Source organism: Acidimicrobiales bacterium, from assembly GCA_016794585.1.
Taxonomy (GTDB): domain Bacteria; phylum Actinomycetota; class Acidimicrobiia; order Acidimicrobiales; family DATDAH01; genus JAEUJM01.
Window position 1 is genome coordinate 1 of record JAEUJM010000027.1, and the last position, 14,293, is coordinate 14,293.

Annotated in this window: 18 protein-coding genes and 1 tRNA gene; 6 read left to right on the forward strand and 13 right to left on the reverse strand. The window is 66.8% G+C overall.

The annotated features are described in order from the left end of the window. Nucleotides 1-102 precede the first annotated feature (102 nt). From JNK12_14030 to JNK12_14050, 5 genes are all read right to left on the reverse strand, one after another. Complete coding sequence (locus JNK12_14030; protein MBL8777057.1) at nt 103-351, reverse strand: hypothetical protein; 249 nt, start codon at nt 349-351, stop codon at nt 103-105. Between the two features lie 166 nt (nt 352-517). After that, nucleotides 518-1,735: a hypothetical protein gene (locus JNK12_14035; protein ID MBL8777058.1), complete on the reverse strand. Its 1,218-nt coding sequence runs from the start codon at nt 1,733-1,735 to the stop codon at nt 518-520. Beyond that, complete coding sequence (locus JNK12_14040) at nt 1,732-2,589, reverse strand: AbiV family abortive infection protein (protein MBL8777059.1); 858 nt, start codon at nt 2,587-2,589, stop codon at nt 1,732-1,734. Before JNK12_14040 ends, JNK12_14035 begins: the two co-directional genes overlap by 4 nt. A 233-nt stretch (nt 2,590-2,822) precedes the next feature. Beyond that, nucleotides 2,823-3,353, reverse strand: coding sequence for a hypothetical protein (locus JNK12_14045; GenBank protein MBL8777060.1), 531 nt, complete (start codon nt 3,351-3,353; stop codon nt 2,823-2,825). 136 nt (nt 3,354-3,489) lie between these two features. Next, nucleotides 3,490-3,723 carry a hypothetical protein gene (locus JNK12_14050; protein ID MBL8777061.1) on the reverse strand — a complete coding sequence of 78 codons (234 nt, stop codon included), beginning with the start codon at nt 3,721-3,723 and terminating at the stop codon, nt 3,490-3,492. Nucleotides 3,724-3,757: 34 nt separating this feature from the next. On the opposite strand from JNK12_14050, the gene JNK12_14055 reads away from it, so the two are divergent. The 3 genes from JNK12_14055 to JNK12_14065 all read left to right on the forward strand — a co-directional run bounded on the left by JNK12_14055 (nt 3,758) and on the right by JNK12_14065 (nt 5,689). Continuing rightward, a complete protein-coding gene (locus tag JNK12_14055) occupies nt 3,758-4,078 on the forward strand; it encodes a hypothetical protein (protein ID MBL8777062.1) in 321 nt (106 codons plus the stop codon). Between the two features lie 631 nt (nt 4,079-4,709). After that, complete coding sequence (locus JNK12_14060) at nt 4,710-5,180, forward strand: DUF4065 domain-containing protein (GenBank protein ID MBL8777063.1); 471 nt, start codon at nt 4,710-4,712, stop codon at nt 5,178-5,180. Further along, complete coding sequence (locus JNK12_14065) at nt 5,177-5,689, forward strand: hypothetical protein (GenBank protein ID MBL8777064.1); 513 nt, start codon at nt 5,177-5,179, stop codon at nt 5,687-5,689. The genes JNK12_14060 and JNK12_14065 overlap by 4 nt, the downstream gene beginning before the upstream one ends. A 7-nt stretch (nt 5,690-5,696) precedes the next feature. Here the strand turns inward: JNK12_14065 and JNK12_14070 are convergent, their stop codons facing one another. The 5 genes from JNK12_14070 to JNK12_14090 all read right to left on the reverse strand — a co-directional run bounded on the left by JNK12_14070 (nt 5,697) and on the right by JNK12_14090 (nt 8,972). After that, on the reverse strand, nt 5,697-6,362 hold the full coding sequence (locus JNK12_14070; protein ID MBL8777065.1) for a hypothetical protein: 666 nt from the start codon (nt 6,360-6,362) through the stop codon (nt 5,697-5,699). Between the two features lie 16 nt (nt 6,363-6,378). Continuing rightward, nucleotides 6,379-6,864 (reverse strand): hypothetical protein, encoded by a 486-nt coding sequence (locus JNK12_14075; GenBank protein ID MBL8777066.1) that lies wholly within the window; start codon nt 6,862-6,864, stop codon nt 6,379-6,381. 253 nt (nt 6,865-7,117) lie between these two features. Beyond that, nucleotides 7,118-7,363 (reverse strand): DUF2188 domain-containing protein, encoded by a 246-nt coding sequence (locus JNK12_14080; protein ID MBL8777067.1) that lies wholly within the window; start codon nt 7,361-7,363, stop codon nt 7,118-7,120. A 227-nt stretch (nt 7,364-7,590) separates the two neighbouring features. Continuing rightward, nucleotides 7,591-8,373 (reverse strand): hypothetical protein, encoded by a 783-nt coding sequence (locus JNK12_14085; GenBank protein ID MBL8777068.1) that lies wholly within the window; start codon nt 8,371-8,373, stop codon nt 7,591-7,593. 525 nt (nt 8,374-8,898) lie between these two features. After that, a tRNA-Ala gene (locus JNK12_14090) sits at nt 8,899-8,972 on the reverse strand. A 54-nt stretch (nt 8,973-9,026) separates the two neighbouring features. Here JNK12_14090 and JNK12_14095 point away from each other — a divergent pair. The 3 genes from JNK12_14095 (at nt 9,027) to JNK12_14105 (ending at nt 10,820) form a co-directional block, all read left to right on the forward strand. Next, complete coding sequence (locus JNK12_14095; protein ID MBL8777069.1) at nt 9,027-10,253, forward strand: DUF3089 domain-containing protein; 1,227 nt, start codon at nt 9,027-9,029, stop codon at nt 10,251-10,253. 106 nt (nt 10,254-10,359) lie between these two features. Continuing rightward, a complete protein-coding gene (locus JNK12_14100; protein MBL8777070.1) occupies nt 10,360-10,515 on the forward strand; it encodes a hypothetical protein in 156 nt (51 codons plus the stop codon). Beyond that, nucleotides 10,512-10,820 carry a hypothetical protein gene (locus tag JNK12_14105; protein ID MBL8777071.1) on the forward strand — a complete coding sequence of 103 codons (309 nt, stop codon included), beginning with the start codon at nt 10,512-10,514 and terminating at the stop codon, nt 10,818-10,820. Before JNK12_14100 ends, JNK12_14105 begins: the two co-directional genes overlap by 4 nt. An 11-nt stretch (nt 10,821-10,831) precedes the next feature. Here JNK12_14105 and JNK12_14110 read toward each other — a convergent pair whose 3' ends face one another. From JNK12_14110 to ctaD, 3 genes are all read right to left on the reverse strand, one after another. Beyond that, a complete protein-coding gene (locus JNK12_14110; protein ID MBL8777072.1) occupies nt 10,832-11,488 on the reverse strand; it encodes a 4a-hydroxytetrahydrobiopterin dehydratase in 657 nt (218 codons plus the stop codon). Between the two features lie 123 nt (nt 11,489-11,611). Further along, nucleotides 11,612-12,028 (reverse strand): cytochrome c oxidase subunit 4, encoded by a 417-nt coding sequence (locus tag JNK12_14115; GenBank protein MBL8777073.1) that lies wholly within the window; start codon nt 12,026-12,028, stop codon nt 11,612-11,614. After that, nucleotides 12,025-13,968 (reverse strand): cytochrome c oxidase subunit I, encoded by a 1,944-nt coding sequence (gene ctaD, locus JNK12_14120; protein MBL8777074.1) that lies wholly within the window; start codon nt 13,966-13,968, stop codon nt 12,025-12,027. Before ctaD ends, JNK12_14115 begins: the two co-directional genes overlap by 4 nt. Nucleotides 13,969-14,293: the final 325 nt, after the last annotated feature.

Here is a 14,293-nt window from a genome sequence, read left to right on the forward strand (position 1 = left end):
CCGCCAGACCAGTACCGTCGCTCACCGTCAGGGGTTCCTCTCTCGTCGCAGCCTTCAGACAGCCACGACGATGGCGGGACCCCTGACCCGCGTGGTGGACCCTCAGCTACCCCTCACTCCCCACTCCAACGCGGAGAGCCCCTTTACCAGGACAACCAGGAAGGTGATCGCCAGCGAGGGCCCATCTACCTGCTTGAGCAACTCCTTGAACGTGAAGGTCTTGCCCGTGCCGGGGCCCGCGACGATCAACTTCAGGTGCGCATTGCTCTCGAGGATCTCCGCCAGGCACCGACCGCGCTCAGCATCGATCGCTGCATAGACCTCGTCGACACTCTCGTTCTGATTGCTCATCCAGCCCTCTTCCCGCCCCAGTGCCAATGCTGCCTTGTGCTCGTCCTACATGGTGCGGTTGGTGCGTGCCATGAGCGGCAACTCTATCGGGGCCGAATCGGACGATGGTGGACGCTGGGGCGCTGAGCACATATTCCAGCGCATTCGAGGGGCGCCAGCTTCGATTTCAGAGTGCGTTCACAAGGCTGTGCAGGCTCCGATGGGCCACACGCTCAATGTCCATCCGACGAAAGCTATTGTCAATGAAGGCGGCGTGCTGGCGCTCACAGGCGATGTGGTCGCAATAGGTCGCGCCGGCCGTCAGGTACATCATGTCGACAAGGTCATTGCTGACCCATTGCAGCTTGGGATCGCAGAGACGCTCATGGAGCACCTCGCGGAACAGTCCAAGGGCTGGCATATCGCGTAGGTCGGACTCGCTCTGGTGCAGCGTCCAATCAGACATCTCTTCCAGGCGGAGGCCGGCGGCGTGTGCTTCCTCCGCGATCTCGGTGCCGAGATCGACGATGAACTTGGCATGGGTTCGCCGACGACGCATCTCGCGCTCCGTCGGATTGTCCTTTAGGAACGTGGCGAAGCGTTGTAGCTCAGCTGCCCACCCAGAAGCTTCAGGCATGGGCACCGACTCGGCGTCGAGCAGGGTGTCGACCATGCCCCCCACGGCAGATATGGCGGTGACAACCCAGCGCGCGTCAGCGGGAAGGCTGGGATCGGGCTCAAACTCTGCTTCCCGTCTGGCCGAGTGCATGGCGTTCGGTTCGAGCGTGACGGCCGGCGGTTGCAGCAGGCAGACATCTTGGTAGCGCAGGGTAAGCACGCGGCGAAGTTCGAGCCTGCGAAGCGCAAGCGGGTCACGCAGCTGCCAGCCAGCGGAGAGCTGAGACATCGTGAGCGCCCGCTGGTAGCGCTCCTCGGGATCGACTTGCTTGCAGGTCTCCGAGACGTGTCCGGCCGACAGCGGCAGGATCAACTCATCGGCGAGCACCATGGCGATCAGGCGCTCGGCAGCGATCCGCTCGTCCTGGTTGGGTACCCGTTCCGGCGAGTGGATGGTCTTGCTCAGAGTGCTCCAGTGGTTCTGATCAAGGTAGATAGCCGGTCGGCCACGACGCGGTGCGAGGTCGTCAGCCGCCGGAACCTCGAGAACGATGTGATTGCCGTGAACGGTCTCCAGCCACAGACGCAGAAGGGCGGGAAAGTAGGTCGAGGACGCGATCGCACTCGACGCAAGGAACGGCGTACGACCCATCGGGGCACTTGCGATGCGGCCATCGACCAGGGCAACCCGCATGGTTCCGTCGCCGTTGACCTGCATGGCGTGCACAGCGTCGAGGGCGCCGCTGTAGTCGACCACATCGCCGCTCAATGCCGAGGCCGTCGTCACAGCTCGCCCAGCTCCTCTCGCCACCAGCGCTCCTCCTGTACCTGCCTGACGGCCATGAGGTCGGCGCGGCTGACCGGATCCTCCTTCACCTCAAGCCCCATCATCGGGAATGTCCAGAAGCTCCGCACGATCTCGATGTCGCGCGCATCGACAGGCGTCTCCACGAACTGCGCCGCCAGAACCAACGACTCGTCAATCCGGGGTAGCAGCTCCTGGTAGTGCGTGTCGTCCTTCAGCTCGAAGCCCGACCAGATGTCGGCCAGTGCGGCCAGCGTCTGCGGTGCCGTCAGCCCCGTCCGGTGCAGTGCACCGACCAACCGTGTCGAGGTGGGTGAGACGCTGAGGCTCAGACGGTCGTACACGTCAGGTGCCCACCACTCCAGGCCGTTCTCACCGTCCACCAGGTCGACGTACAGCAGGCTCTCACGACGGCTGATCAGCTCATTCCGGAAGATCCAGTCGAAGTCTCTCGGGCCGTCAAGGTAGTGGCTTGCCCGCATCGACTCCACGTAGCCAGCGACCTCGCCGAACGTAGCCGGACTGCCGCTGTGGGCCTCCGCGTAGATGTGCTTGGCGAGATGAGAACCCGCCCGACGCAGCTGCTCACGAACGGTTTCACGATCCTGCTGATCGAGCCGGGCTGCGTCGAGCAGGATCAGAAACTTGCCAGCTTCCTCGGTGGCCGTGATGCCGAGTAACGACGCCGCTCTCCCAGGCACATGCTCGGCGAGGCTGTCATGCGCCGCCTCAAGCGCCACGACGTGTTCATGGATGATGCTCAGGCCCTCAGCGAGCTTGGCCAGCCGTTGCCCTACTGGAACGTCAGCAAGTCGGCCAAACTGGCGGGTCTTCACACCACATAGGTAAGCCCACGAGCCACCGCGCCGGGATCGCAATACAGCCCGTAGCCCAGCCTAAGGATGTGCAGGCTGACGTTGCCCCGCCCGCGTTCGAGGTGCCCAACGAATGTCCCGTGGAGCGCGGCGAGCTCCGCCAGTCCTTCTCTCGGCCTGAGATCGAGCACCCACGGCGCTGGCGGCTTCGGACGGCCCGGAGCAACACCGGACGGGCGGTCGTCATCGGGCACCTACGACTTGGCCTGGAGGCCGACCACGATCACATCGGGCGCGAGTCGCAGCCCCCGGTCCAGGGGTGAAGGCGGCGGCCCGCTAGCGGCGGGCCATGATGGCGTGCCGCTGCGCAGGCCAGCGTTGCGTCCCAGAGTGTCAGTTCGAGAGAGTTCGATCAGTGGACCTAAGCGCGCTGTTCTCGAACCCAGTGGATCCGAACCCTCTCGGCGGTGAAAAGACCGCCACAGGACGCCGAGGCCGAGGTCGAGGGGCCCCGCACTAGACGTGTCAAGCAGGTGCAGCGTCGCTTGACGCCCGACGAGGTGGCTGACCTGCTGCGGCGCTACCAGGCCGGCGAGACCGCCGAGCTGCTGGCGGCTGCCTTCCAGATCCACCGCACCACCGTGACCGGTCATCTGCAGCGGCATGGCATCCAGCGTCGTGGTGGCGGACGCCGTGTGCTCGCTGCCGACGATGTCCGGGTGGCCGCTGAGCTCTACGAAACCGGGCAGTCTCTCGCCGGCATCGCTGGGCAGTTCGATGTCCACCACACGACGGTGGCCAAGGAGCTACGCCAGGCCGGCGTTGAGATTCGACCTCGACCGGGTTGGCTTGCTGGCCGGCCCGGCTAGAGCAGCTCGGAAGTATCCCACTCGCTGTCCCAGGACGGGGCGCGTGGGGTCCTCAGTCGTCTGCAGCCGCGTCTTCGCCGACGAGGCGCTGCGCTTCGTAGAACTTCGCGATCGCCTCGCTGCCTTCCCACCGCTCGTTCAGCCAGTTGTCGATCAGCGGTTCGACGAGGGCCTGGATGGAGGTGCCCGACACGCTGCTGGCTGCCTTGAGCAGGCGGTAGCGACTCGGCTCGAGCCGAATCATCACTTCCTTCTTCTTTGGGCCTTGGCGGCGGGGACGGACCATCGAGCCTCAATTGTGTTACACTTATCACTGATATATGCAAGACAGTAACACTCCGAACGATGCGCGGCCTTGGCCGGCGAGCGAAGAGGACCGGCGCTGGTTCGCCCGCGTTGAGATCGAGTTCCCCGCCGGGGTCAGTCGGCACCCTCAGCTGCCGGTGCTCGTTCAAGACCGAATCGAGCGGACATCGGTGATCGACCTACGCGCCGCGGGGGTAGTCGTCGGCTTCGTCATCGAGCACGCGACTGACGCTGAAGCCGCTGACGAAGTCGGTGCTGTCGCCAGCGATCTTGTCGGGTTCCTTCAGCTACCCGAAACCTCGATCGTCGTGCTCGAGGTCCATCCGGCTGCTTAGCGGGCCGAAGGTCCACCACTCGCGTCTGATGGTTCTCTACCATCGCTTGCGAGCGAGGTCTAGGACATGACACCTTCCCTGCCGGATCGCACTGCCGCTGACCGCTATGGCGCGCCCACGGTGGAGATTCTGGAGTCCGCCGGCGTTCGAGTCCGTGTCGTTGATGGCGGCGACCTCGTGCTCAGCGCACCAAGTGCCGAGGCCAGGCTTCTAGCCAACCGCCTGGTTGCGTGGTTCACGGACGAGGCCAACAGCCAAGACGGCATCGGATCGGATGGATCTGACGTCCTGTTACGTCAGCGCCTCGGGGTGAAGTCGCATCAGGTGCCTCCTCCGGGCCCCGGAGTGCCCGTCGTGTGTGCCAGCTGTGGGCAACGTTCGATGCACGTCGACGTCCGCGAACGTCGTAGCGCCTGACCAACCGGTTCTCCACTTCGGGGGCGCCGCGGCTCCCTCTCAGAGGCTGACGGGGAACAGCTGGTGGTCGACCAAGCTGACTAGGCGTGGGCCATTAGGTCTTGCAGCTGGACGCCGCGTCGGTGAAACTACATACGTGTCATCTTGGGGAGAGCCAGTCTCGGCTCATGACGCCGCCGACTGTCTACACGACCTGCGACCGAAGATGGGTCGTGTGAAGCTGCAGAAGCTGCTCTACTACGCGCAAGGCTGGCACTTGGCCTGGTACGGGCGACCGCTCTTTGCGGAGCGCATCGAGGCGTGGGAAATGGGACCGGTTGTCAGATCGTTCTGGGTAGACCATGAGCACGATCGACCCCGGCCCGAACCGCAGATCTTGAGTGACGAGGCTCGGGTCGTGCTGACGTTCGTTTCCGAGCGATACGGCGGCATGACTGGCAATCAGCTGCGGGATCAGTCACACCGAGAGGCACCCTGGCGCGAGGCTTACGGAGTTGGTGATCGCTTGGTTCGGACCAACGCCGAGATCACGCCTGAAGCCCTGATGCAGTTCTTCAGAGCCCAACCGGACTACCTAGCTCATCTTCGTGAGGTCGACCGGGAACGAGCGCGGCTCGGTAATCCCTTCGACGACCGACTGAGCGGTGCTATTGAAGCTGCAGTTGCAACTGCCCTATCGCATTGAGCTCATGGGTCAACGCGACAATGGGTTTCACGTGCGCCCAGGAGCTGGAGCTTCGTTCGGTCGGAGCTGAGGATGCCGACCAACTCAGCGAGTTCCCGTGCCGGCGGTTCAAGCAACCCTGGACGGATGTCGTCGAGGAGCTCGTGCGGCTGCAGCTCGGCGACGCACTGGCAGCGGGCAACGCCAAGGCGCTCGGTTTGTGGGACGGCGCTCGGCTGGTCGCGGTGGCCGCCTGGCGTATGAAGGCCAGCGCCTCCGGCCTGGTTTGTAGCTCGATCCTTATAGCGGTTCGTAACGACGGGGCCAGCGGGAAGGGATGCGCCACCCGACTAAAGGACCATCTGGTCGACATCGCGATTGACGACGGCTGCGTCGCAGTCGCCTCCGAAGTCCATCGAGATAATGACGCCATGCTGCGCATCAACGAGAAGCTGGGGGCACACATGGAATGGAGCACCCCAGACGGCAGCTACCTGGCATGCGTGGTTCCGCTTCGACGCTTGCTGTAGCTGGCAGTTACGGCGAGGCTGAGGCTGCACCGTCCTGAACGGCGCGGGTCAGGAGATCGACGAGCACGCTCAGCTCTCCGTCCTTGATCTCGAGCTGGTGCTCGGAGGATCCGTCCAGCGCCAATGCCGACAGGGCGTCGGCGCTGGCCATGAGCTGCTGAAGACTCAGGCCTCGTAGCCCTAGCCCCTGCTCGATCACCGTCGTGATCAAGAGCTCGGTCAGCTCGGCACAGCGGTCGGCTTGTTGCTCGAGTTCACGCAGGACAGATGCACCGTCACCCTGCATGATTCGGAAAGGCCCTTCGAATAGCCAGTCGTGGGCCAATCCGTTGCGATAGGTGCGCACGCCGTGCAACTGCCGTCCGAAGTCAGCATCCAGTTTGAGACCGGCGTGGGGCAAGAGGACCACAAGAAGCTTGATCGCATCAGCGAAGCTCTTGCCTAGGCTGGCCTGTACCTGCGCCTGCGCAGCCTCCTCGTCATCGACGGGTGAAGTCAGCGATGGTGCCGCCAGCTTGACCGTGAACTCGAGCAGCTGACTTGCAGTCATGGCGACGCCGTATGCCGCCATGCAGCGCTCATAGTCGCGTTGCCTTTCCTGGCCGAGATCGCTAGCGGCGATTCCCGCCAGAAGCGGAAACAGTCGATCGAAGGACTCGGACGTCTCAGCCACCATCGGCGTGCCTGGCTTACACAGTGCCCGACTTACACTTCACCGGCTTGCAGCCGGTACGGCACTTGGCAGCAGTCGTACCCTTGCCCCAGGCGCCCACGGGCGGCGGACCGAAGTTGAGCTCGTAGAGCTCCACGGTCACGTTGTAGGCCCGTTGCAGGTTCGCGGCATCCTCGGGTCCGTTAAGACCGAAGTAGGGGTAGTGGTCGAAGAAGAACCCGAAGAGGCGCTCGCAGTCATCGCGGTAGGCGGCGGTGTCGAGGATGTGCTGGTGCCAGAGTTGGTCCACCAGCCGGCAGGGCACGATGGCCTCGTCCGGGTACGCAAGGTTGAGCGCAAGGAACTTCCGGTACTCGGCCTCGGCAACGTCGAGCTTGGCCTGTTCCCACGGCTCGCCTTCCTCCGGCGTGGCCAGCTTCATGCGCACCATCGACAAGTCGAGGTCAAGGCTGGCGAGGATGCCCGCGGCTGGCATGTTGGTGAGGGTTTCGGTGATGGTCATCGTTGGTTCTCCAATCAGGTCTGTGGACGGTGGACGGTGGGAGGTGGGATCGAGCGGGCTCAGCGGTTGCCGCCCTTGCCCGGCTTCCGGGGTTTGCCAGCGTCCGAACGCTGCTTGCGCCAGGTGCCGTCTTTGTTGCGCGCCCGCGGCTGCCAGCCGCCGCCCTCGTCGGGGACGTAGGGACCGTTGTCTGCTCGACGGTCCGCCATCGGTGGTTGCTTCTCTCTTGACTGTCTCGTTGACTCTGCTGTGGCTATCGCTTGTCCCGCGGCGGGAACGGGTCGTTGCCTGGAGCGACGGTGTCGCTGTCGCGGATCCGGCCATCAGTGCGGTGGATGACGACTTCACCGCCCCCGCCGTTGCCTACGATGTCGCGGGCTCGGTCGATGGCTTCGGCTTGGGTGTCAAAGTGACCCGATGACCGCTGAGCGCCGGGAGCGCGGATATCCCAGCCGCCGTCGCTGTTCGGCACCACGTGCCGTTCATTACGTGGACTCATGGTACTACCTCTCGTGTTGTTGGATTGGGGTTGTGTCCTCGCATTGGGAATAGGTGCCCCTGGAGCGAATTCGTCGCGGGCTCCGGCAGAAACCTCGTGAAGCGGTGTACTGACCTGGCTGATGATCTCGGCCACCACGTCGGGTGGCGTGCGACGGGCGAGCCGGCGGACGCCGACCCGGCCAAGCGACGAACGCGCGATGATCGACTCGATGGGTTCGTGTTTCACTATCGATGCTCCTCACGCTGCAACCGATGCCAGCGCGACTTGGCCGCCGAGACGGACAGCCCGGTCAGGGTGGCGATCTCTTGCCAGCTGTAGTTCTGCGCCCGGCAGAACACCACGGCGCTGGTCGTTGGGTCGAGGGAGTTCAACATCTCACGAGCGTGCAGACGGAGCAGCACAGTGGCCTCCGGAGACTGGCTGAGGTAGCTAGACCGGACGAGTTCGTCGGACAACTCAGCCACGTCCTGGTCGAGGCGAAGAGCTGCGTCATCATGAAGACGCTTCGCTTCGGGCAGCCACCGGCGCCAGACGTTTGGGAAGCGCACTAGGCACTGCCCTATGAAGAAGGTCGACAAGCTGGCGCCTCGGCCCGGATCCCACCGGCCCGGGATCAGGACGGAATCGCGAAAGTGTCGCAGCGCGATCGTGACCGTCTCCTTCGCCAGGTAGTCAGCGTCAAGCTGTCGTTGCCGCCGGTCGAACCGCTCGAGACGGAAGCCCTTGGCCTGGCAGCGCTCGAAGATGACACCGGTGCTGATCCAGGCACCGATCACCCGCACCCCGTAGCCGACGAGGCGCTCCGCGATCTTGTCCCAGTCTCGGCCCTGGTAGTTCGCCCACATTGCACGCTCGACTAGGCGCTTGTCGGCCTCCAGCTCGGCCAGACGTCGAGTGGCCTCGCTATCCGAGAACTCGGCCAGCCAGGCTCCCGGCACCGCTCTCGGACCGCGGTTCTCCGTTGTAGTGTCCGCTTCTTCGGGCTGCTCCTGCGAGGCGGGCTGCATCAGGCCGGGATCCTTCGGGACTCAGTGCCGAACAAGTCGACACGGAGACCCTCATAGGTGCCCCCCTGACGAAAATGTCGCGCGGGTCGCGGAATTTCTTGGAATCTCTTCGCCGAGGCAGTCGGAGACAGCCCAGCGAAGCCGACGAGCGCCCAGTCGTACCTACGGAGGAGGCCGAAGTTGAAGAGCGTCGAGGCAGGACGCGCGCGCATCGGAGCCGAACAACCTCCACGATGAGGATCGAACTCACACCGCAGCCTGGTCACTGCGACATCATGCAGAACAGGTGTGACAGGTACCCGTCTGCGGGACGCGGCCATACCAGGCCCCAGCCGCCACCACATCGGCCGGCACCGACGGTCGACCCCGCCCCGACGGGAGCAGCTCCGCGAACATCTCCTCAGGGAACAAGCCGGCGGCGATACTCAGCCAACAACGCGTGCACCGTGCCCTCACCAATCACGTGGCTGCCCAACGCCGCCGCTGGGTTCGTCCTCGAACGTCGGTTCGGGAGAGAACGATCAGTGGAGCTGATGGGACTCGAACCCACGACCCCCTGCTTGCAAAGCAGGTGCTCTAGCCAGCTGAGCTACAGCCCCGAAGGGGGGCCAGCCTAACGGGGGCGCCGGCGGGCGCCCGATCCATACTGGGGCGTGGACCTCCTGCGCCGGCCGACCCGACTGCTCGCCCTCCTGCTCCTCGGCGGGGTGCTGGCGGGTGCGGTCGCCGCCTGCGGCAGCGACGACGACGGCGCCGCCCCGGAGAGCGATACGGCCACAACGAGCTCGTCCACCAGCACGACCGCCGCCGCCGTCGTGCCCTTCGAGAACCCCTACGCCGGCTACACCTCCGACGTCTACGCCGACGACACGCACTGGCTGTGCCGGCCCGACCTGACCGACGACGCCTGCGACCAGGACCTCACCGCCACCGAGGTCGCCCCCGACGGGACGCTCACCGAGGTGCCCTTCGTGCCCGCAGAGGATCCGGCCTTCGACTGCTTCTACGTGTACCCGACCCTCGACTACTCGGCCGAGCCGGGCAACCACCCCTTCGACGAGCCCAACCCGCTCGTGCCCTACACCACCCAGTTCCAGGCGGCTCGCTTCGGCTCGCTCTGCGATCTCTACGTGCCCCTCTACCGCCAGGCCACCATCGCCAGCTACCCCCGCCGGGGCGACGACGTGGACGACCTGTTCGACGTCGAGCCGTTCGCCGTCGCCTATGCCGATGTGCTCGACGCCTTCAAGACCTACATGGCCACCTGGAACGGGGACCGCCCCCTCGTCCTGCTCGGCCACTCCCAGGGCACCCACCACCTCATCCGCCTGCTCCAAGAGGAGTTCGACGACTCGCCGGCGATGCGCGGACAGCTCGTCTCGGCGCTGCTCGTCGGTCCCACCGGGCGCCTCCGTGTCCCCGAGGGCGAGGTGGTCGGCGGCACTTTCGAGAACATCCCGCTCTGCACCTCGGCCACCGAGACCGGCTGCGCCGTCGGCTTCGACTCCTACGCCGCCGACGAGCCGCCCGAGCGTGTCGATCCCGTCGAGGACGGCACCGTCCGCGCCTGCGTGAACCCCACGCAGCTGGTCGACGGCGACGATCGCCTCGAGGCGGGCTACTTCGGGGTGTCGGTGCCCGGCGTCACGACCGCGACCGAGGTGATCCCCGACCACTACACCGCGACGTGCGCCGAGACCGACGAGGGTCAGGTCTACCTCGCCATAGCGGCCGCCCCGGCGCCCGGCGACACCCGGGACATCGACCACATCGGGGCCACCGCCGAGGACGCCGACTCGCTCCACACCGCCGACTACAACTTCAGCCTCGGCGACCTGCTCCTCCTCGTCGAGTCCCAGGCGGCCGCCCACCAGGACTGACCGTGGGACCTCGGCCCCACGAGGTCGGGACCTGTGGCCCTGCTGCGAGGGGGAAGGCCTCGGTCAACCTCAGGGGACGCTGCCTGCGAGCCCGAGAGGATCCACGATGACCGCCGCCGAGTTCTTCGACCACCTGGCCACCCGTCCCGAGAGCCGGGACCTCGCCGCCGAGCTGATGAGCGCCTGGGTCGGGGCGCGGCCCCTGCGCACGGCCGAGACCGCTGAGATCCAGCCGGTCTCGTGCGAACGGCAGGCGTCGTGATCGCGGGTCTGCGGCGACGGGCCGAGCGGGACCACGACGCCATCCTCGGTGCGGTGGACGCCTCCCTCCAGGACCTGCCGCCCCGCCGGCAGCTCACCGGCGACGAGGCCTACCGGGTGCTGTTCGACCTCGACACCTTCCTGGCCGAGCTCGCCGCCGGCAGCGAGGACGAGCGCACCTCTGAGGCCCGTGCGGTCGTCGCCGAGAGCCTGCGGTCGCTCGACGGGTGGACGGTCGTGGACCGCGGCCGGGTCGAGGACCCGCTCCTCGACGTCCGCAACCTGGTGGCGCCCGCCAACCGCTGAGGCCGGCGGCGTCAGTCGCGGTTCTGCCACGTGCAGACGCAGGCCTCGTTGCCGTCGGCGTCGGCGAGGATCCACCACGAGGGCGCGAAGGCGTCGCTGACCAGCCGGCCGCCGGCGGCCAGCGCCGCGTCCCGGCGAGCCTCGGCCTCGTCGTGGGGGACGATCACGTCGAGGTGCATCCGGTCGCGTTCGGTGCGGGGCTCGTCCATCTGCTGGAACCACATCGTCGGCCCGGTGCCCCGGGGGTCGACCAGCTCGTCCTTGCGCCGGCGGTAGCCGAGGATGGCCTCCCAGAAGGGCCGGATGCGCTCGGCGTCCATCGTGTCGATGGCGATCTCGAGCACCTGCACCGCGTGGGGCTCGGGGGTGGCGCCCGCCTCCTCGGCCAGCTGGGAGATGGTGCGGGCCAGTGCGATGTCAGCGTCGGACAGGCCGCCGATGGCGTGGGTGGTGAGCGCGACGTGCACGCGCCCCGGGTAGCGCAGGTCGACGTCGGGGTGGTGGTCGGCGGCGTCGGCCGCCTCGGCGATGGCCTGCACGAGGGCGGCACCGGCCGAGAACCCGGGGGCCACGAAGTCCCCGTGGAGGGCGTAGACGAGCACCCGCCAGTCGCCCAGGGTCGGGTCGGCGGCGATCTCGGCCGGCGTCACGGGGGTGTAGGAGGCCATGGTTCCAGTCAACCACCCACCCGGCCGGCGCCGCCGGGGCACCGTCGTCCGAGCCATGCCATACCCGAGGCAATAGCGCGCGCAGAGCGCGCGCTATTGCCTCGAGAACGGAGCTCGACCGGGTCAGCGCCGGCGGCCCTCGACCACGAAGCCGACGACGCTGCGCAGCAGGAGGATCACGCCGGCCACCAGCACCCAGCTGCCCACCGCGAAGCCGGCCAGCACCAGCACGCCGCCCGTGCCGATGCCCACCGGCCAGAGCGACTGCTCGGGAAGGTAGAGCTGGTTGGGGATCTCGCCCTCCTCCTGGGCCTCGATCGAGGCCTGGACCGGACGGGCGTGGCGCAGCAGGTAGACGGCGTAGGTGAACGACAGGATCGTCGACCCGAAGAGCAGGACGATGCCGGCCGCCTCGCCGCCGGTCGAGGCGTAGAGCGTGCCGATCACGAGAAAGACGAGGCCGATCCCACCGAAGACGTGGGTCTCGTGCGGCCAGGCCTTGATGCGGTCCACGACGCTGGCAGACGAGGAGGTGGTCACGTCGACGCTCCCGCGCCGCCGGGCGGATCTCCGGCATCGCCCGCCGCCCCACCGCCGCCCTGATCGGCGCTCGCCGCCGCGCCCACGGGCCGGCGCTCGTCGCGGTGGCCGACGGCCGGGTTGTCGGGGTGGTTGAGGTCCCACACCGGCCGCTCGGAGCGGATGGGCGGCAGGGCATCGAAGTTGTGGGGCGGCGGCGGCGACGTCGTCGCCCACTCGAGGGTGTGGGCGTCCCACGGGTTGGCCATCCCCTCGACCTCCGGGGCGGCCGGCCGGCGCAGGGTGCGCCACACGTTCCAGAGGAAGGGCAGGGTCGACAGGCCCAGCAGGGCCGAGCCCACCGACGACAGCTGGTTCATGAAGGTGAAGCCGGCGTCGGGGCTGTAGTCGGCCACCCGGCGGGGCATGCCGGCGAGGCCGAGCAGGTGCTGCACGAAGAAGGTGAGGTTGAAGCCGACGAACATCAGCCAGAACTGCGCCTTGCCCAGCCTCTCGGAGAGGCGCCGGCCCGTGAACTTGGGGAACCAGTAGAAGATTGCCGCGTACACCGCGAACACCGAGCCGCCCATGAGCACGTAGTGGAAGTGGGCCACCACGAAGTACGAGTCGCTCAGGTGGAAGTCGATGGGCGGCGACGCCAGCATCGGGCCGGTCAGCCCGCCGATCAGGAACAGCAGCAGGAAGCCGACGGCGAAGAGCATGGCGGTGTCGAACGTGATGGACCCGCCCCACATCGTCCCGATCCAGTTGAAGAACTTCACCCCGGTGGGCACGGCGATGAGCATGGTGATGCCGGCGAAGAAGGGCAGCACCACCGCGCCGGTCACGAACATGTGGTGGGCCCAGACGCCCATCGACAGGCCGGCGATGGCGAGGGTGGCGAAGACGAGGCCCTTGTACCCGAACACGGGCCGGCGGCTGAACACCGCGATCACCTCGGTCACCACCCCGAAGTAGGGCAGGGCGAGGATGTACACCTCGGGGTGCCCGAAGAACCAGAACAGGTGCTGCCAGAGCAGGGCGTCGCCGCCGGCGTTCACGTCGAAGATGTGCCCGCCGTAGTGGCGGTCGGCGAAGAGCATCACCGCGGCGGCGGTCAGCACCGGGAAGGCCAGCAGCACGAGCAGGCTCGTCACCAGCATGTTCCAGGTGAAGATGGGCATCCGGAACATGGTCATGCGGCGGGCCCGCAGGGTGATCACCGTGGTGATGATGTTGACCGAGGTGAGGATGCCCGACAGCCCGGTGAGGGCCACGCCGGCGATCCAGAGGTCGCCGCCGAGGCCGGGGGAGCGGACCGGGTCCGACAGCGGGGTGTAGGCGAACCAGCCGAACGACGCCGGACCGTTGGCGGTGAGGAAGCCCGAGCACATGACGAGCCCGCCACCCAGGAAGAACCAGTACGAGACCAGGTTCAGGCGGGGGAAGGCCATGTCCTTCGCCCCGATCTGCAGCGGCACGATGTAGTTGGCCAGACCGAAGGCGAAGGGCCCCACGAACAGGAACAACATGATGCTGCCGTGCATCGTGAACAGCTCGTTGTAGTTGTCCGTGTTGACGACCTGCTGGCCCGGCTCGAAGAGCTCGGCCCGGATGATCAGGGCCATGAGCCCGCTCGCGAGGAAGAACAGGTAGGCCGTGACCATGTAGCTGAGGCCGATGGTCTTGTGGTCGGTGCTGGTCACCCACGCCAGCAGGCCGGTGGGGCGCCCCCGATGGGACGCGGGCGGCGGCGTCGGCACATCCCGGCCGGGGTCGGACGGCGGCGTCGTGGGTGGGTCGGCGGTGAGGGTCACGAGCCGCCCCCCGGCCCATCTCCGGGCGCTGTGGCCTGCTGCTCGGCCACCCAGGCGTCGAACTCGTCGGCGGGCACGGCCCGCACGGTGAAGTCCATCTTCCAGTGGTCGAGGCCGCAGTACTCGGCGCAGCGGCCCACCCATTCGCCCGGCTCGGTGATCTCCATGTCCACCTCGTTGTCGACGCCGGGGATGAGGTCGCGCTTCTGGAGGAACTCGGGCACCCAGAACGAGTGGTTCACGTCGTCGGCCACGAGGTCGAAGCGGATGGTGCGCCCCACCGGCAGGACCAGCTCGGGGGTCACCTCCGCGCTGCCGCCCACGTCGATCTGCTCGTCCACGTAGAGGAACTGCCATTGCCACTGGAACCCGACCACCTGGACGGTGAGGTCGGGGTCGGGGTCGGTGCGGGTGATCCGGTTCTCGCCGATCACCGTGAAGGCGAACAGGAAGCCCACGATGATGATGG

Excerpts from the sequence above, each read along its gene's own strand:
- JNK12_14030 (MBL8777057.1), bottom strand. The coding sequence starts at position 351 with ATGAGCAATCAGAACGAGAGTGTCGACGAGGTCTATGCAGCGATCGAT.
- JNK12_14050 (MBL8777061.1), bottom strand. The coding sequence starts at position 3,723 with ATGGTCCGTCCCCGCCGCCAAGGCCCAAAGAAGAAGGAAGTGATGATT.
- JNK12_14055 (MBL8777062.1), top strand. The coding sequence starts at position 3,758 with ATGCAAGACAGTAACACTCCGAACGATGCGCGGCCTTGGCCGGCGAGC.
- JNK12_14075 (MBL8777066.1), bottom strand. The coding sequence starts at position 6,864 with ATGACCATCACCGAAACCCTCACCAACATGCCAGCCGCGGGCATCCTC.
- JNK12_14080 (MBL8777067.1), bottom strand. The coding sequence starts at position 7,363 with ATGAGTCCACGTAATGAACGGCACGTGGTGCCGAACAGCGACGGCGGC.
- JNK12_14085 (MBL8777068.1), bottom strand. The coding sequence starts at position 8,373 with ATGCAGCCCGCCTCGCAGGAGCAGCCCGAAGAAGCGGACACTACAACG.
- JNK12_14100 (MBL8777070.1), top strand. The coding sequence starts at position 10,360 with ATGACCGCCGCCGAGTTCTTCGACCACCTGGCCACCCGTCCCGAGAGC.
- JNK12_14110 (MBL8777072.1), bottom strand. The coding sequence starts at position 11,488 with ATGGCCTCCTACACCCCCGTGACGCCGGCCGAGATCGCCGCCGACCCG.
- ctaD (MBL8777074.1), bottom strand. The coding sequence starts at position 13,968 with ATGGGTGGGCCGCTGCGCCGAGTACTGCGGCCTCGACCACTGGAAGAT.